The sequence below is a fragment of the Cellulophaga sp. RHA_52 genome (genome assembly GCF_007827205.1).
Classification (GTDB): domain Bacteria; phylum Bacteroidota; class Bacteroidia; order Flavobacteriales; family Flavobacteriaceae; genus Cellulophaga; species Cellulophaga lytica.
Window position 1 is genome coordinate 1,131,420 of the sequence record NZ_VIRZ01000001.1, and the last position, 17,762, is coordinate 1,149,181.

Consider the following 17,762-nt stretch of genomic DNA (forward strand, 5'->3'; position numbering starts at 1 on the left):
TATGAATAAAATTTTTAGCGCTTGCATAATAGATGATGATCCAATTTTTGTTTATGGCACTAAACGTATAATGAAAGAAGTAGGTTTTTCTGAGGAAATTGAAGTTTTTGAAAACGGTTTGGATGCTATTGAAGAATTAACTCAAAAATCTATAGTTGAAAAAAAATTACCAAGATTAATATTTTTAGATCTTAATATGCCAATAATGAATGGCTGGGAGTTTTTAGATGATTTTGTAAAAATACCAGAGGCTATTAGAAAAGATGTTGTTATTTACATAGTTAGTTCATCTATAGACCCAAGAGATATAGAGAGGGTTAAGACCTATGATATTGTTACAGATTATATTTTAAAGCCAGTTACGCCAAAAGATTTAAAAAATATGTTAGATGATTTGAGTGCCTAACGCACTTTAGGAGAGAAATCATCTGGTGCATTTTGCGGTGTATTTGTAGTGTTACTGCTACCGGTGTCATTAAAAATTAACCACTGGTTAAACATATATGTGCTAGAGCCCATACTTATAGTTTTTTTACGTTGGGCTTTGCCATCTTCAAACTCATGATTGGTATTAGTACCATCTTCGCCAATAACACCAAAAATATCTATAGTAGTGCCAAATGGATCTTTTAGCACTAAGTTATCATCACCATTAGAGTCTGCAACACTATTTTTTCCTATGCTTATGTCTGGTTCAAAGCCATAAACAGTAATAAATTCATCCTTATTAGGAGAAATTACGAGCGTACTTTTTGCATTAATACTATAGCCAGTTAGGTCTAAGCTAGAGCTAATATCTGTACTTGCGTTGGTGTACCTATTAATTTTCCAATTGTTTAAGTCTAAAGATTCGTTGCTAGAGTTGTATAACTCTATAAACCTTGCGCCAGTGTTATTGTTAGGGTCTGCTATTTCTGAGAAAAAAATAGCAGTAGAGGTAAATTCGGTTACAATAGGAGGACATCTGTTGTTGTTAAAGCTTAAGTCTGCAATTGTTCTAATTTTTAGTTTTAATTCGTTTTTATCTTCAATTAAAACAGCTGTAACATTTCCGTTTTTATTAGGCAGTACATTAGTTGCAAAATCTGCATAACCACTGTTAACAAGCTTTATTTGGTTTCCTAGGCAATCTTTAAGTACTCGTTCTGTTTCTTCTTTTTCGTTTGCAAACGTTTTACTTAGTTCTTCCTCAATAAACTCCAAGTTATCTAGTTCTACCAAAGTATTAATCATACTAAAAGATAAATCTTCTATAGTGGTTTTTGTAGCTTTAGCAGTTTGGTTGGTGCATATTGCATACATATGTTCTTGCACTTGTAAACTTGGTAGCCGGCCAACAGACTGGTTCCCAAAAGAAGTAAAAACACCACCAATTACAAAAGCATTATTTTTTTTAGCTATGTATAGCCCTTTTAGTTTTATAGCTACTTTTTCTCCTAGTTTATATTGTAAATAATAATCTCTTAAATCTACTAGGAAAGAAATACCGGTTGTAGGTTCTATTGCTTTGTCTTGAATATGTATTGTTCCAAAAAAATTATTTTCTATGTCAGATGATACAATGTAGCCTTCTATAATTATGTCTTCTTGCACTTGTGTAATATCTCCCTCAGTAATAGTGTTTAAGTTAATTAAGCTTAAGTTGTATACCAGCTCTGAACATTTGGTTTTTGAAATGTCAAAATCCTTGTCCTTAACACAGCTTATTATTAAAAAAAATGAGATACTTATTGTTAGGTGTTTTTTTAAAATCATATTAAAAGCTAATTGCTAAATTTAAAAAGTATGTACGCCCATAGCCATACCAGTATTTAGTGCCAAATGATGGAGTGGTGCTTAAATTATCTTGTTTCATTTGTCCATAGTTTCCGTTTCTACTCTGTTCATAACCACCAGTTTTAAAAACGGTATCAAAAACATTATTAACACTAGCAAATACACTAACATATTTGCCATTTATAATCCAAGATTTTCCGCCAACAATGTTTAGTAAGTAAAAATCTTTCATTTTATTTTGAGCAAGTAATTTGTTTACGTTCTCTGGGGTAGCGTCTGTAAAGGGTTCATTGGTGTCTGGGTTTAAGTAAAAACTACGGGTTCTGGTAATGGTAGATATATTAGCGTAGTTATTACCTAAAAAGTTAGCAGAGCCACTTATCCACCAGTATTTAGGGTCTCTATATTCTAAGCCTATTGCAATTGCTTTTTGTGGCCCTTGAGCAAGCTTGTAATTTTTAATGTTGCTTTCTCCTAAGTTGCTATACCCTTCTAAGTTTATTGCATTTTCATCATTGTTAGTGGTGTCAAAATTTATAGCAACATTAGGGTTGTTATTGTAGGTGTAGTCTGCTATTGCTGCTACGCCTGTAACTTTAACGGCAGAAGATAACTCATATTCCAAGCCAATTTCAATACCCTTGTGTTTTTTGTCTATTCCTGTAACTACCTCCTGTACAAAGTCAGACCCAATTCCAGATTCTACAAAAAAGAAATTAACATCAGTTTCGTCATTAAACAGAGAGTAAAATGCAGAAACACGACCAGTTAGTTTTGGCAAGCGTATAAAGTAATTTACATCTCCTGTTCTAATTGTTTGGTTTTTAATATTGTTAACAACTGCATTGTTTTCTCTTGGGTTAATAAAGGTATTTTGTATTGTTGGAGGTTTTTTTATGAGTGCAAATTTGCCATTAACCCAATGTCTCCCGTTTATTTTATAGGTAAAAGATCCTTTAAAATTTAGTGCATTAAAATTTACTTTATTGCTTTTTCCTATTGATGTTTCAGGGTAGCGTTCATTTTTAAATAAACCATTTCTTTGGTAACTAATTGTATTTGTGTTTATAGCTAATGATGCATACCACTTTTTATATGTAGCTTTTATTTGTGCAAATGCATTTAAATTACTTGCGGTTAAGTTGTAGTTATAGCTAAAAATTTGATTGTTTGTTTTGTTGTTATTTCCATTAACATCATTGCTAGTATTAGAGAATGTGTCAATATCCAAATGGTATTCTGCTCCTAATAAATCATCAATAATAGCATAATTTTTAGCGCTGAGGTTTTTGTATAATATACCAGAATCTATAGTGAAATGCTTGTTAAGTGTAATATTTGCCGTAGAGTTAAAAGTTATAGTTTTATCATCTACAACATCATTATATAAAACATAAGATGCCTTAGCATCTTCATAAGTGTTATTTGCGTTATAAATATTACCCCAGTTTATTTGAGAGTTTTTAATAAACGATTGTCTTGCTGTTTCTGCACTTTCAAAATTAGCGCCAATTGGACTATTTATATAAAAACTAGGAAGATAACGGTAGTATGTAGCATCTGGGTTTGGAGCATTGTAGTAGCCTAGCCTACTTTTTTTATGTGGGCCAAATTTGTAACTAACCCCTGTATTTATAGTTGTGTTTGTAGTTGTGTTTGTAGTTGTGTAAATATGATTAAACATTAAAATAGGTTGTGTAATTTTACGTTCTCTAGAATTTCTAATTTTGTTGTTTTGTAGCCCCCAATACGGATTATATTTTCTTCCTTTTAGTAAAAAGACTTCTTCTGTTACTGCAGAAGACCGGCCTCTACGGTTAGTTGCAGCTATTGCTGTTGCTAATAATGTGTTTTTTGAATTTAACTTGTATTCTAAGGCGCCAAATACTGAATAAGCATCATATAATGTTCCATTTAAATATCCCTGTTTTGCCCATCTTCTAGAGGCAGATATGCTGTAGGTTATCCCTTTTTTGTTTGTTGATGATGTATGGGTAGTCATTACGCGTCCTGTATAAGTTCTGTTTGCTGCAGAAAATGAAACTCTTGTTCCAGGTCTCATTTTAGACGGTTGTGTATTAATATTTGTTGTTCCTAAAATACCGCCAAAAGTATACTTTGCAGGTTGTAGCCCATAAGTAAATTCTTGGTTTCTTGTTACATCATTTAATCCTCCCCAGTTATTCCATTGAGGTCTTCCATCGCTAATATTATTCATAGCAATACCATTTATTAATACTTTGCTATATTTAGAATCGTATCCTCTAACTCTAAAAAAAGCCTGTCCAAAATCAAAGGCAGCTCTTGATAAAAACACGTCTCTGGTTGCTTGTAATAAGCCCGATGTAATTGTACTGGTTTCTTCTTCAGATAGGGCCGCATCTGTTAAGGTTATTAAGTTGTCTACTTTCTCAACGGTAATATCTTTCTGTAAATAAATAGTACCCAAATCTATATTGTCGTTTGTAATTGTTATTGGTAGCTTTACTATGCTGTAATCTTTAACCGTAATTTTTATTATGTAGTTGCCTTTGTTAACAGAGATTTTAAAAGCATTATTTATAATACTTGTGGTAGAGTTTGTATTTTGTATGTCTACAGTACCAGCTAATTGTAATGATTTTTTTTGTGGGTCTTCTACTGTTGCTTTAATGGTATATTTACCTTGAGCAGCTACTGTATTTACTGCAAATAATAAAGATAAAATATTGATAAACAATCGCATAACTCTGTGAAAATAGAGTTTTTTAAGGAAATTTCCTTATTTTTATGTGAAAAATTGTTAATCAAATGAATATCACTAGTAAATGTATAGGTTTTTTCTTGATAATTTATTTATGTACTAAAATAACTTTAATAGCTCAGTCTAAGCAACGTTATCAAATTAGAACTATTGCTTTTTACAATTTGGAAAATTTATTTGACACAATTAACAATCCTAATACTTTTGATGATGATCGTACACCATTAGGAAAAGATAAGTGGACTAGCGATAGGTATATGGCAAAACTTAAAAATATGTCTACTACATTGGCTAAAATTGGTAGTAGTGTTACTAATTCTTCACCAGATATAATTGGTGTTTGTGAGGTGGAAAATGATACAGTTTTAACAGATTTAATTCAGCAACCAGCATTAATAAATAAGGGGTATGGGGTTATACATTATAACTCTCCTGATGAAAGAGGTATAGACGTTGCCTTATTATATAAAAAACAAGCATTTATACCAACATCTTTTAAAAGTCATAGACTACTTTTATTTAAAGATAGTAATTATAGAGATTATACTAGAGACCAATTAATTGTTGGTGGATTATTAGATAATGAGGAGATTTACTTTATTGTAAATCACTGGCCATCTAGAAGTGGAGGTGAGGCGCGGAGCAGACCCAATAGAATAGCAGCTGCTATTCTTAATAAAAGAATTATAGACTCTGTTAAGCGGGTGAATATAAATGCTAAAATTATTAGTATGGGCGACTTTAATGATGACCCAACTAACAAGAGTTTTAAAAAGGTGCTACAAACTGAAGGTAGATTAAAAAAGGTTTCAGATAGTATATTGTTTAATCCTATGGAAGAACTATATAGAAAAGGCGAAGGCTCTTTAGCCTATAGGGATAAGTGGAATGTTTTTGACCAAATATTTTTTACAGGAAATTTGGTAAATAAACAAAAGGATAGCTACTCTTTCTGGAAAGCGTATATATATAATGCCCCATATTTAATAACTAGTAAGGGTAGGTACAAAGGTTACCCTAAAAGAACATATTCTGGAGGTAGTTATACTGGTGGTTACAGTGATCATTTTCCGGTGTACATTTATTTAATTAGAAAAGAGGATAATTAATTTGTCTGCTTTTAGGTATAAAAAAACCAAGTGAATTGTATCACTTGGTTTTTTAGTATTTTGTTTTTTGTATCTATTTTAGAACCATTGTCCCCAAGGAATTCTACTTAAAAGGCATAGTAATCCTAAGCCATAAAAAATGGCTATTAATTTAAATTTTTTAGCACTCTCCATTACTTTTTTATGTTTAGACCAGCCAATTGTAATAAACACTATTGCAATTATGTTTATAAATGGATGCTCTACGGCTAATAAACGAGCCGCAGAACTTAATCCGCCCATTCCGTTAGTTGTAATTGCTTCTAGTCCGTTAGGAGAAACAAAAAATAGAATTAGGCCAATAAGTAACTGTAAATGCGATAATATTAGTGCAAATAATGACACTCTAAAGTCTTTACTTAAGTTAAAATCTCTTTTAGATGTTAACCCAGAAATAGCATTTATAACAGCTAAAATTAAGATAGCTAAAACTATAAAAGCAAAGTAAGAATGTAAGTTTAAAATTGTAGTATACATAGTAAATTGTTTAACTATAAAAGTAATAAAAAATAAGGTTTTTTGGGCTTATTCCCATTTATTTTCTGCTTCGTTACCACCCCAAACTATTGTTGCTAAATAAGGGTTGTCTATAAATGGATTTCTGTTGCCCTGTGCTTCTTCAATTACGTTGTTACGTTGTATTTCAAAACTAGATACGGGGTCAGCTGCATTCCATTCTAAAAATAAGTCCATTGTTCCTACTTGCGTAATATCTTCATTGTATCTAATATTTAGGTAAAGTACCATACGTGCAACATCTCCTCTCCAGTCGTCTCCAGGATACCATTTGTTGCTATCTATTAATTTGTACTCGCCAGATCCATTTGTATACGCAAAATTACTTCTGTCTTCATTTACTATAGCATCACAAGAACGTAAATGGTGTAAATCTGAAACGGCGATATTAGAACCTAATTTAGACTGCGGGAAAATATGTTCTGTATTAAATGTTTGTGGTGAATGACTATTAGAGCCAGACTGATATTCTCTGTGGTCTCTACTTTCACCAGAATACATTAAAATTACGTTGTCTGCTATAGTTTCATCTTCGTCTGCATTATACAAATAATTGTGTCTTTGCCCGTAAGATAAAATAGTTGTGTGTTTGTTAGTTGTGTGCTCTTTTAAAGCGTTTAAAGTAACTTCTGCATTGTTAGAAAAAGCAACGTTAGAATAATATTCTTGTAATTCTGCGGGTATATTAAAACTTAGTTTTTCGGCAATTGTAATAGTAATTGTTGCTGTTGAGCAAGTAGCATCAGGCTTATCATTATCACAAATGGTATATGTAAAAGAATCATTACCAGTAAAGTTGCTTTGTGGTGTATAAACAATTTCTCCGTTGCTGTTAAGCTCTACAGTTCCACTAGATCCACTACCATCTACAGATGTTAACATGGCATCATCAATAATAGTGTCATTATCTAAAGCAGTTGTAATTGTGGTAGCTGTATTTTCTACAGTTGCGTAGGCATCATCTATAGCTACAGGGTCTCCTTCATCTACAATAGAAACGGTTACTGTAGCTGTAGAACAGTTGGGAGTTTCTTCAGTATCACATATTGTGTATGTAAATGTATCTACGCCTATAAAATCTGCTTTAGGGATATAAGTGTATGTGCCATCTCTATTTTCAATAATTGTGGCGCCACCGGTGCTGGTAGCGTCAAAGGAAGTTATTGTGGCTCCAATTCTAGAATCATTTTCTAAAAGTGAACTTATAATTAACTCTTCATTTTCTATACCTGTTACTTCATCATCTACTGCAATTGGTTTGTTTACAGGAGTTGGTTCTGGGTCTGGTTGTTCTGTGCCTCCATCAGAGCTACTGCATCCTAATGTAATTGCAGATAAAAGTATAGTGTAAGTGTATTTTTTTATGTTTAAAATAGATTTCGTCATCATCTTGTCTTTGCTAAAAATTGATACTTTAAAAGTATGCAGCTAATTTAAGCCTTTGTTTTTTTGCGTTAAACTTTTTCTATAAAAAAACCTCTATCTAAATGTATAGATAGAGGTAAATTTTTTAAAATGTTAGCCTATTATTGTAGAACGTATGCTCCACCTTCTAAAATAACATTCATAATCCAAACCTCGTTAGATCCAGAGTATACACTGTAAGTTACAGAGAATTTTTGACCTTCTTCAGAATTAGGGAAATTAGCAAGCAAAATTGTATTTATTTTAGCTAATCTAGATTCAACTGTAGCTTCAGCTTTACCTTCTCTAACATCAAAGTTATTGTATTGCCCATTACCTACTGAAGCATAATCTGCAGCAGTTAAAGTGTATTTAATTGTATTGTCAGGAACCCAAGTAATACCGTTGTGTGCAAACTGAATAGTTTCTGTAGCAACATTATTGTATTTAGACCAGTTAGCACCATCAAATATAAAATTGCTAGTGTAAGTAACAGTTCCTCTAATGTCGTTACCATTTGCATCTTCTCCTACTTTAGTGTAAAGCTCATAAGTTGCAACTACAATATCACCAGCTTCTTTAGCATCAAATTTAAAACGCTCAGGTAAAGTAACAGGTATTTTTAAAGCAGCTTCATCATGGCTAGAAAAATTAGGGTAGCTTTCTCCCATTTCATTATATTCTGCAGGTGTAAAACCAGCATATCTAGTCCAAGCTCCGTTTTCAAATAAGAAACCATCTGTAAGCTCAGTAGTAGTGCCTGCGTAGTACTCATAACGTAAAGAAACAAAATCACCTTCTTCAGCAGCAGGGTATTCAGCAGCTAAGAAATCAAATACATGATCTTCATCAGAAAAATTACCGTAAGTTTCTCCTGTTATAGCATTATGCTCTTCTGCAGTTAAAACTCTAATTTCTGCTTCATAAGTTGGTATTCTATTGTACCAATCAAAAGTTATTAAAGCAGAAGAAACTTCTTCAACTTCTATATCGTTGTTATAGGTAACTCCTAAAAATGGGTAAGTTTCTGTTAAGTAATTAGGAATTAATGCTTTTGCATCATCTACAGAACTAAAGTTAGCAAAGTCAAACTCAAAGAAATCTTTGTAATCGTCCTCGGTAAATGTATATTCAAGGTTTCCTATCTCAGAATCTATAGCATTTAAAACATCTAACTCTTTGTTAATGTCTTCCATTGGGTCGCAAGAGGTTAAGAATAACCCAATTGCGATTAGTGAATATATAATTTTTTTCATCTTAAAATATGCTTTTTTAATTAAAATCTAATTTTTGTGCTTATGCTAAAAGTTCTTCCAAAACCATAGAAAACACTAGCAGTTAATGCATCGTGGTCACCACCATCTTGTGCATCTGCAATGTATCTTGTGTCAAATACGTTGTTCATTCTTAATGTAACAGTAGTATCAAACTCACCTAATTTAAATCCGTGTCTTAAACCAGCATCAAATAAACCGTAATCTGGCACTTTCCAAGCTTCTGGAGTAGACGCATCTCCACGGTCACTAGGATCGTAGTTAGCATATAAGTTATCATAGTAGTTGTAATCTACAATAAGGTTGGTTTTTGGCATAACTTCATAGTTAAGTCCTAAAGCCATTGTAGTTTGTGCAGCATCACCAACACGTAAATCTTTAATGTAGATATCTACTGTGTTAACTAAGTTTTGATCTTCATCAAAAATTTCTACATCTGTAACATTGTTTTGCCATCTCCAGTCACCAAAAGAAGCCATACCTGTTATAGTTAACTCGTCTGTAGCTCTATATGTAAAATCTAATTCTATACCTTGGTGTAGTGCATTTACTCCTAAAATGTTAGCAGTACCTAATGTTCCATCAGGGTTGTTAAATGTAGCTGTTTCAGTTCTATCATTCCAAGTAGTTCTGTATATGTTAAGGTTTGCAGCTAATTTTTCACTACGGTAACCGTATCCTATTTCAGCACTAAATATTTTTTGGTTTTCTGCATCTGGGTTTTGGTTTTCGTTGTCAAATCCAACAAATACACCACCAAAGTTTGCAGCTTTTTCAAAGTAACCAATGTTAGCAAAAACATTATGGTTGTCATCTATATTGTAGTTAGCACCACCTTTTACACTATAACCTAAAAAGTTATATCTATCAGTTTTTTGATCAGGATCAGAATCTAAATAGTTAAAGTAATCTATTCTTTGGTATGATGTATTAGATATTGCAGTAGATAAAAATGCAGAAAGTTTGTCTTGAGAGTACTCTGCTTGTGCAAAGAAACCTTGCCAACCTACATTACCAACATTATGATACTGACGCTTGTCACCTACTTGTAACCTAGCATTAGGGTTGTTTTCATTGTCATTATCTAAAGCATAGCTACCACCTAATAAATCTGTAACTTCAGAATAGTGATCACCAGTGTAATCTCTTAAATCAATACCTACTAATAAATCTAAGTTTTCAGTTAAAGAGTTTTTGTAAGTAGATAAGAATCCAAACCACTCGTGGTTGTTTATAGAAGCTCTTAAATAAGCATCAGAACCAAAACCTTGACGCCCATTTTCACGGTTAATTTCTACGATGTTGTCTAAGTCTACTGGTTGATCAAAACCACCTAATCTAGTGTTAAATAAGTCTGTGTTACCAGCAGTACCACCACCACCACCTTTACCCCAAGAGGCATATAAAGCAGAAGATAAGATTGATTTGTCATTAATATTCCAATAGTGGTTTAATGAAGTTTGAGATTTGTGGTAGAAGTTGTCTTCTATGTGAGTAACTTGACCGTTTTTGTAACCCCAATCTGGGTTAAATCTAATACCACTTTCAGCATTTCTGTAAGTGTCAATAGAACTTCTGTTTTGACGTTGGCCATGTGTTTGTGGAGCACCAAAAGAAGTTAAAGATAATTTGTGGTTATCATTAATCTGCTTAGAGATGTTTACAAAATAGTTAAAACCATTAAATTGCGTACCGTCTACATAACCTTCACCAGTTGTTTTAGATGCAGATACTGTAGCAGCAAATCCGTTATCCATTAAACCAGTAGATAAAGTAGCACCGTATTTTTGGTATCCATCATTACCAACACCACCAATAATATTTCCACCTTTTTCTACGTCTGTAGTTTTAGATAAGATGTTTATTGTACCACCAATAGAAGGTACAGCTACTTTAGAAGCACCTAAACCTCTTTGTACTTGCATAGAAGAAGTAACATCTGATAAACCAGCCCAGTTACTCCAGTATACTCTACCGTTTTCCATATCATTAACAGGTACACCGTTAATCATTACAGCAACGTTTTCAGAGTCAAAACCTCTAAGGTTAATTCTACCATCACCAAAACCACCACCAGACTTAGTAGCGTATACACCAGGTGTAGATTTTAATACTTCAGGAAATTCTTGTGTTCCTAATTTTAGTTCAATGTCAGCAGCTTTAATTGTAGAAACAGCAACCGGAGTTTTTCTGTCTACAGCTACAGAAGCTACAATAACAACTTCTTCTAAAGCCTCTGCATCTGGCATTAATGTAATGTTACCTACATTTCCAACTGCATTAAAGCTTACTTCTTTAGTGATGTATCCAATATAAGATACCACTAATACACCAGAGTTGCTAGGTGCTTCAATGCTAAAGTTACCGTCAAAATCGGCAGCCATACCATTTGTAGTTCCTTTTACAACTACACTTGCTCCTGGTAGAGGTCCTCCTAAATCACCATCCAATATTTTACCAGTGATGGTTCCTTGAGAAAATGCGAATGCCGTACATAATAACATAGCGACAAAAACGAAGTACTTTTTTTTCATTTTTCTTTTGTTCTTTAGTTTTTTTATTAACGGCACAAAAGTGTATAATTTCTACTACTTGTACGTTAACAGAATGTTAAATCAGTTAACGCAAAAATAACATAAATTTAAGTTAAAATGGCGTTGATAAACAAGAAGTTATCAACGCCATTTTAATAATTTTAGTAGGTGGTTTCTATTTTTTGTAACCCTCTAAAATTTGTAGTGTAGATGGGTCGTGAGTTTCATTTTTGTCAGAATTTATGTCTTTTAAAACTGTACTGGCTAATTGTTTTCCTAATTCTACACCCCATTGGTCATAGCTAAAAATATTCCAAATAATGCCTTGAACAAATATTTTATGTTCATAAAGAGCTATTAATTTTCCTAAGCTTTTTGGCGTTAATTTGTTTATTAGTAATGTAGTTGTTGGCTTATTGCCTTCAAAAACCTTAAAAGGGAGTAGGTCTTCTATTTCTTTATCAGAAAGTCCTTTTTCTTGTAATTCTGCAAGTACTTCTTCTTTTGTTTTTCCGTTTAAAAGAGCTTCGGTTTGTGCTATAAAATTAGCCATTAGTTTGTCTTGATGATCTTGATCTCCAAACAAAGACTCTTTAAAGCCTATAAACTCTGCAGGAATAACTTTAGTTCCTTGATGAATTAATTGAAAAAATGCGTGCTGAGAGTTGGTTCCTGGTTCTCCCCAAATAATAGTTCCTGTTTGGTATGTTACAGGGTCTCCATTGCGGTCTACACTTTTTCCGTTGCTTTCCATTATTCCTTGTTGTAAATAAGCAGAAAATCTACTTAGGTACTGCGAGTAAGGAATTATAGCTTCGGTTTCTGCATTGTAAAAATTGTTATACCATATAGTTAGTAGGGCAGATACAACCGGTATGTTTTCTGAAAAATCTGTATTTCTAAAGTGCTCATCCATTTCGTTAGCACCCATTAATAGGTTGTTAAAATTGGTAAAACCTACAGATAAAGCAATGCTTAAACCTACGGCGCTCCATAAAGAAAAACGTCCGCCAACCCAATCCCACATAGGAAATACATTGTTTGCATCTATACCAAATTCTGCTATTTTAGTTGCATTGGTAGATACGGCAGCAAAATGTAGTGCAATATCACTTTCTTTGGTTTTAAATTCAGGGTTTAAAAACCATTTTTTTATAGTGGTAGCGTTACTAAGTGTTTCTTGTGTTGTAAAAGTTTTAGAAACTACCACAAATAATGTAGTTTCTGGGTTTAGTTCTTTTAGTATTTGGTGTACGTGGTCACCATCTACATTGCTTACAAAATGCATTTTTAAATGATTTTTGTAAAACTTTAAAGATTCTACAACCATTGCTGGTCCTAGATCAGACCCTCCAATACCAATATTTACTACATCTGTAAAAGCTTTACCTGTGTAGCCTTTGCTTTTACCAGATATTATACTTTCTGTGTAATTTTTAATTTTTTCTTTAACAGCATAAATTTCAGGTATTACGTTTTTACCATCAACTAAAACTGTGTCAGATTCTTTTGCTCGTAAGGCAGTGTGTAAAACAGCTCTTCCTTCGGTTTGGTTTATTGGTTCTCCTTTAAAGTAGTTTTCTATGGCTCCTTTAAGGTCTACCTGGTTTGCTAATTCTAATAAATGCTTTACAGTATCTTCTGTAATTCTGTTTTTAGAATAGTCAAACAAAAAATCGTTATCTTTTATGGTTAGTTTTTTAGCACGATTTTCATCATCCTTAAACAAATCTTTAACCTTAAGATTTTTAGTGTTAGTATAGTTTTCTTGTAATTTTTGCCAAGCGGCAGTTTTAGTAGGGTTGGTGTTCTGTAATGCCATTATTATGGATTAATTATGTTTTCTTCTTTATCTTCTTCTTGAGTAATTATTTTTTTAGGAAAAACAATTTTATCTAACTGAGACATTTTTGGTTTAATATATTCCAAATAACCAGTTTTTAAACTGTCGGCAATTGCTTCTGCAGTTGGTAGTTTTTCTCTTAAAGGATCTACTTGTCTTCCATTTTTCCAGAACCTATAACAAACGTGAGGACCACCCGTATTACCTGTCATACCTACCCAACCAATTACATCTCCTTGTAAAACGTAGTCTCCTTTTCTAACGTTTTGGTTTTTCATATGTAAATACTGCGTGCTATATGTACCGTTGTGTTTAATTTTTACAAATTTACCATTGCCACCACGTCTTGTAGATTCTACTACAGTACCATTTGCAGTAGCAATAATTGGTGTTCCTATTGCTGCAGCATAATCTGTACCTTTATGTGGCCTTACCTTGTAGCCATAATATTTAATTCTTCTTTTTAAATTGTAACGAGAAGATATTCTGTAATTAAACTTAATAGGAGCTTTTAAAAATGCCCTTCTTAAGTTGTTTGCTTCTTGGTCATAGTAATCTGCTATTTGTTTTAGAGAGTCTGTTACGTACTCAAAAGCATAAAAAGGTTTGCCATTATGCTCAAAGTAGGCAGCTTCTATTGGTTCAGATCCGGCATAAATACTATCATTAATATAACGTTCTTTATATATAACCTTAAACTTGTCTCCTTTTTGTAGTCTAAAGAAATCTATAGACCAAGCATATATTTCAGATAAATTATTAGTTATATTGTAATCTATGCCTTGTTCTAAAATAGCCTCAGATAAAGATGTGTTTATAATACCAGATGCCTCGCGCTCTACGTAGGTAACTTTTTTCTTTTTCTTATAAACGTTTACAGAGTCTCTTAGGTCTACAACCGTGTAATTAATACGGTCGTTTTCATAAATAAAATATTGTGCAGTTTGTGTAGTGTCTTTAGATTTTAAAATAACATAAGGTTTGCCAACTCTAATACGGCGTACATCAAAACTATCTTTGTATTCTTCAGATATTTTATAAATTTTTGGATAATCTACTTTATTGTTAGTCATTAACTCTCCAAAACTATCGCCGCTTCTAATTGTGTCTTGTAAAACAGTAAAGTTATCTAGGTTAAAACCATACTCCATTGCTACTACAGGTTTTTCTATAGTTTCTACTTCTGGTATGTTGTTATTAGGCTTTACCTTGCTATCCTTGCAAGAGATAAAAATAGAAATTGTTAAAAGTGTAAGAAGAAATTTTTGCATTATTTAGATTTTTCGGGGTTAAAGATATGGTCTATCCATTCTTTTCCCCAATTATTTAACTCTTCTTTTGTATATAAATAAGGGAAAAACACTACTTTTTGAAAACTTGGAGGTAAATATTGTTTCCAATTGGTTCCTCCGGTAGCATCTATAGCTTCTTTATCTTTAGCTAAATATTTGTAAGCAGAGCCCATATGCATTAGTGGCCAATTTACATTTGCATTTATATCTAATGCTTTTAATGCACTTATTAACTCCTTGTTTTCTTGACTTTTTTTAGGCAAGGCAAGGTATTTGTGATAAATTGTATTGTCTTTTACTTGGTTGGCAATACGTATTAAACGCGGTGTGTACCTGTACTCAAATTGTTTAAGTGTTAGTGTTTTTTCTCCGGTATCTTTGTCTGTAGCTCCGTTTTTCCAGTAAATTTCTTCATAAAGTTCTTCAATACTGTTTTCTGATGAGTACTGTTCTCTTTTTGTTTTATGAACTAAGTTCTCTAAAGGAGCAGCATAAAGTTCTATCATTCTGTATTGTGCAGACTGAAAACCACTAGCTGGCAATAGCGCCATTCTGTATTTTAAAAATTGCTCTCTATCCATACCATTAATCATAATACTAAATGAAGATATAAGAACTTTAAAATAGCTGTTTATTCTATTGGCCTTTTCTATAAAAAAATCAACATCTTGAGATTTGTCATCTACAATTTGCTTTTGCTCATGTAAAATTAACTTAAAGTACAATTCCGTTATTTGATGATACATTATAAAAATTTCCTCATCCGGAAAATGTGTTCTTGGTATTTGTAAACTTAAAAGCGTGTCTAAATGAATATAATCCCAATAGGTAAGGTATTTTTCATAAAGTAACCCATCTAGGTATGAGCTTAAATCTTGTCCAGATCCTTTGTATTTTTCTTCTAATTTTAAAATTTGAGACGCTATCTTTTCTTTATTGTCCATTAAATGTTAGTCCATTATTATTTTAAACTGATGCTTTAATCCGGCATAACCATCTAGGTCTGCCTTTATAGAGCCAACAGCTAGGTCTGCTTTTATTCTAATAGGAATTCTATTGTCATCATTAGAAACCCATAGTGATAAGCTTTCTTGTTCTTTAAAAACACGACCAGACTCTACGTAGGGTCTAAATTTATGACATTCTACTTTACCGTATTTAGTTTTTAAAGTTTCTTTTCCTAAATATTTTAGTTTAAACTTAAAAATACCATCATCATCATAAAGTAAATTTAAAACAACAAATTCCCCTTTTTTTAAATCTTCTGGTTTATAGTTGTTTCTAAGATAGTAAAAAGCAGATATTAAGTCTTGTATTTTATGATCTATAGAAAAGTCTAACTTTCTATCTTTTTTATGATCGTTTAGAGTAGCTTTTTTGTTTTTATAATCAAAATCTATATCTAAATCTAAGGTGTAGCTACCTTCACTTACTTTTCTAACAAATTTATAGGGTTTGCCATTATTTTTGTCAAAATAGCTCTCGTAAGTATCATCTACTTTAAAAAATACACGTGCTAAACCTGTGGTTCTTCCTTTGCCAACAACGTGGTAAACAGATTTGTTGTCTATTTTGTCATTTTTAACTTGTAGTGTGGCGTAACTAGCATTAAAAATTCCGTAATGAATTCTAAAGCGTAGCCATTCTCCTGCTTTAAACGCACTGTGCGTATTTTGGGAGTTAGCAGAAAAAGTTGCTAGTAATAAAAGGGTTATGTATACTTTTTTCATATCGTTATGATGTAAAATTACTAAAATTGAAAATACAATTAAATGTCTTTACAATTATTTAAACAATTTTTGTTCCAAAGTATTGCATAAAAAAAAGCCCAGTCTTAAAACTGGGCTTTTCCTAAATAACCAACCAAACTTTAAATTATGAAAAACCAATACTTAAAGTTAATAAGGGAACCACCCCTTATGCCGTCAAAAGTACTACATTAATTCAGAGTAATAATTGGTTTTAACTTACTTTAACTAAAGTGTTAACACTACTTTAGCTTTTAAATGCAAAAATTACTGCATTCATAATAATATAGCGGTTTTGTTAAAGGGTTCCTCTAGATTCTTGCTCTCTTTCTATGGCTTCAAATAGAGCTTTAAAGTTTCCTTTACCAAAAGACTTTGCGCCTTTTCTTTGTATAATTTCTATAAACATTGTTGGTCTGTCTAAAATAGGCTTCGTAAATATTTGTAATAAGTAGCCTTCATCATCTTTATCTATTAAAATGCCTAGTTCTTTTAAAGGTGCTAAGTCCTCATCAATTTCACCAACTCTGTCTAAAACATCTTCGTAATAAGAGCTAGGAACAGTTAAAAATTCTACGCCACGATCTCTTAATGCAGTTACAGTTTCTATAATGTTATCTGTAGCTAATGCCATATGTTGTACACCTGCTCCGTTATAAAAATCTATGTACTCTTCAATCTGAGATTTTTTTCTTCCTTCCGCAGGTTCGTTAATTGGAAATTTAATACGGCCATTACCGTTACTCATAACCTTACTCATTAGAGCAGTGTATTCTGTAGATATGTCTTTATCATCAAAAGAAACAAGCTGTGCAAATCCCATTACTTTAGCATAAAACTCACACCATTTGTTCATCTCATTCCACCCTACATTACCTACCATATGATCTATGTATTTTAAGCCGGTATCTGCAGGCTTATAATGTGGGTTCCAAGCTTTATAACCTGGTAAAAATATACCTTTGTAATTGCTTCTTTCTACAAAAACGTGTACAGTTTCACCATAAGTATGTATTCCAGAGAAAACAACTTCTCCGTTTTCATCTTCTTCTTTTTTTGGTTCAAAATAACTTTCTGCGCCTCTGCTAGTTGTTTCTTTATAACTTTTTGTAGCATCATCTACCCAAAGGGCAACTGTTTTTACGCCATCTCCATGAGCGTCAATATGCTTGTTTATTTCCCCTCCAGAATTTAAAGGAGAGGTTAGTACTAACCTAATTTTACCTTGTTCTATTACGTAAGATACACGGTCTTTTAAACCAGTTTCTAGGCCAGCGTATGCTAGTGGCTGAAAACCCCATGCAGACATATAATAATGTGCTGCTTGTTTTGCATTACCTACATAAAGTTCTACATAGTCTGTTCCTAATAATGGTAAAAAGTCTTCTGCTTCTAAATTTTCTTTTGGTAATTTAAGCGATGTATTGTCTAATGTTGACATAATATTTTGTTTTAAAGTTTATATAATTTGATATGATAAAATT

Annotated in this window: 13 protein-coding genes; 2 read left to right on the top strand and 11 right to left on the bottom strand. The window is 32.4% G+C overall.

Translation table 11 applies throughout. From position 1 onward, the window contains the following. Position 1: 1 nt before the first annotated feature. Positions 2-406 (top strand): response regulator, encoded by a 405-nt coding sequence (locus JM80_RS04940; protein WP_013620666.1) that lies wholly within the window; start codon positions 2-4, stop codon positions 404-406. Here the strand turns inward: JM80_RS04940 and JM80_RS04945 are convergent. Both JM80_RS04945 and JM80_RS04950 read right to left on the bottom strand, forming a co-directional pair. Next, on the bottom strand, positions 403-1,755 hold the full coding sequence (locus JM80_RS04945; protein WP_144709371.1) for a DUF5689 domain-containing protein: 1,353 nt from the start codon (positions 1,753-1,755) through the stop codon (positions 403-405). The two genes, JM80_RS04940 and JM80_RS04945, sit on opposite strands and share 4 nt — an antisense overlap. A 1-nt stretch (position 1,756) precedes the next feature. Further along, on the bottom strand, positions 1,757-4,501 hold the full coding sequence (locus JM80_RS04950) for a TonB-dependent receptor (RefSeq protein WP_144709372.1): 2,745 nt from the start codon (positions 4,499-4,501) through the stop codon (positions 1,757-1,759). A gap of 65 nt (positions 4,502-4,566) precedes the next feature. Between JM80_RS04950 and JM80_RS04955 the strand changes: the two genes are divergently transcribed. Next, the gene (locus JM80_RS04955) at positions 4,567-5,628 is read left to right on the top strand and encodes an endonuclease/exonuclease/phosphatase family protein (RefSeq protein WP_144709373.1); all 1,062 of its coding nucleotides are present in this window, start codon (positions 4,567-4,569) and stop codon (positions 5,626-5,628) included. 78 nt (positions 5,629-5,706) lie between these two features. Here JM80_RS04955 and JM80_RS04960 read toward each other — a convergent pair whose 3' ends face one another. From JM80_RS04960 to hppD, 9 genes are all read right to left on the bottom strand, one after another. Next, the gene (locus JM80_RS04960; RefSeq protein WP_013620662.1) at positions 5,707-6,144 is read right to left on the bottom strand and encodes a hypothetical protein; all 438 of its coding nucleotides are present in this window, start codon (positions 6,142-6,144) and stop codon (positions 5,707-5,709) included. 48 nt (positions 6,145-6,192) lie between these two features. After that, positions 6,193-7,572, bottom strand: coding sequence for an endonuclease (locus JM80_RS04965; RefSeq protein ID WP_144709374.1), 1,380 nt, complete (start codon positions 7,570-7,572; stop codon positions 6,193-6,195). 137 nt (positions 7,573-7,709) lie between these two features. Continuing rightward, positions 7,710-8,843 (bottom strand): hypothetical protein, encoded by a 1,134-nt coding sequence (locus tag JM80_RS04970; RefSeq protein ID WP_144709375.1) that lies wholly within the window; start codon positions 8,841-8,843, stop codon positions 7,710-7,712. Positions 8,844-8,863: 20 nt separating this feature from the next. After that, positions 8,864-11,395, bottom strand: coding sequence for a TonB-dependent receptor (locus JM80_RS04975; RefSeq protein WP_034645585.1), 2,532 nt, complete (start codon positions 11,393-11,395; stop codon positions 8,864-8,866). Between the two features lie 175 nt (positions 11,396-11,570). Beyond that, entirely contained in the window at positions 11,571-13,217 is a 1,647-nt protein-coding gene (gene pgi / locus JM80_RS04980; RefSeq protein WP_013620658.1) for a glucose-6-phosphate isomerase, read from the bottom strand. A 2-nt stretch (positions 13,218-13,219) separates the two neighbouring features. Next, positions 13,220-14,509 carry a peptidoglycan DD-metalloendopeptidase family protein gene (locus JM80_RS04985; RefSeq protein ID WP_013620657.1) on the bottom strand — a complete coding sequence of 430 codons (1,290 nt, stop codon included), beginning with the start codon at positions 14,507-14,509 and terminating at the stop codon, positions 13,220-13,222. Continuing rightward, positions 14,509-15,474, bottom strand: a complete 966-nt coding sequence (locus JM80_RS04990; protein ID WP_013620656.1) for a tryptophan 2,3-dioxygenase family protein — start codon at positions 15,472-15,474, stop codon at positions 14,509-14,511. Before JM80_RS04990 ends, JM80_RS04985 begins: the two co-directional genes overlap by 1 nt. A 6-nt stretch (positions 15,475-15,480) precedes the next feature. Next, entirely contained in the window at positions 15,481-16,260 is a 780-nt protein-coding gene (locus JM80_RS04995; protein ID WP_013620655.1) for a DUF3108 domain-containing protein, read from the bottom strand. Positions 16,261-16,576: 316 nt separating this feature from the next. Next, positions 16,577-17,719 (bottom strand): 4-hydroxyphenylpyruvate dioxygenase, encoded by a 1,143-nt coding sequence (hppD, locus tag JM80_RS05000; protein WP_075694670.1) that lies wholly within the window; start codon positions 17,717-17,719, stop codon positions 16,577-16,579. Positions 17,720-17,762: the final 43 nt, after the last annotated feature.

Bases quoted from the DNA above. Each gene is read 5' to 3' on its own strand.
- JM80_RS04940 (WP_013620666.1), top strand. From the start codon at position 2: ATGAATAAAATTTTTAGCGCTTGCATAATAGATGATGATCCAATTTTT.
- JM80_RS04945 (WP_144709371.1), bottom strand. From the start codon at position 1,755: ATGATTTTAAAAAAACACCTAACAATAAGTATCTCATTTTTTTTAATA.
- JM80_RS04950 (WP_144709372.1), bottom strand. From the start codon at position 4,501: ATGCGATTGTTTATCAATATTTTATCTTTATTATTTGCAGTAAATACA.
- JM80_RS04955 (WP_144709373.1), top strand. From the start codon at position 4,567: ATGAATATCACTAGTAAATGTATAGGTTTTTTCTTGATAATTTATTTA.
- JM80_RS04960 (WP_013620662.1), bottom strand. From the start codon at position 6,144: ATGTATACTACAATTTTAAACTTACATTCTTACTTTGCTTTTATAGTT.
- JM80_RS04965 (WP_144709374.1), bottom strand. From the start codon at position 7,572: ATGATGACGAAATCTATTTTAAACATAAAAAAATACACTTACACTATA.
- JM80_RS04970 (WP_144709375.1), bottom strand. From the start codon at position 8,843: ATGAAAAAAATTATATATTCACTAATCGCAATTGGGTTATTCTTAACC.
- JM80_RS04975 (WP_034645585.1), bottom strand. From the start codon at position 11,395: ATGAAAAAAAAGTACTTCGTTTTTGTCGCTATGTTATTATGTACGGCA.
- pgi (WP_013620658.1), bottom strand. From the start codon at position 13,217: ATGGCATTACAGAACACCAACCCTACTAAAACTGCCGCTTGGCAAAAA.
- JM80_RS04985 (WP_013620657.1), bottom strand. From the start codon at position 14,509: ATGCAAAAATTTCTTCTTACACTTTTAACAATTTCTATTTTTATCTCT.
- JM80_RS04990 (WP_013620656.1), bottom strand. From the start codon at position 15,474: ATGGACAATAAAGAAAAGATAGCGTCTCAAATTTTAAAATTAGAAGAA.
- JM80_RS04995 (WP_013620655.1), bottom strand. From the start codon at position 16,260: ATGAAAAAAGTATACATAACCCTTTTATTACTAGCAACTTTTTCTGCT.
- hppD (WP_075694670.1), bottom strand. From the start codon at position 17,719: ATGTCAACATTAGACAATACATCGCTTAAATTACCAAAAGAAAATTTA.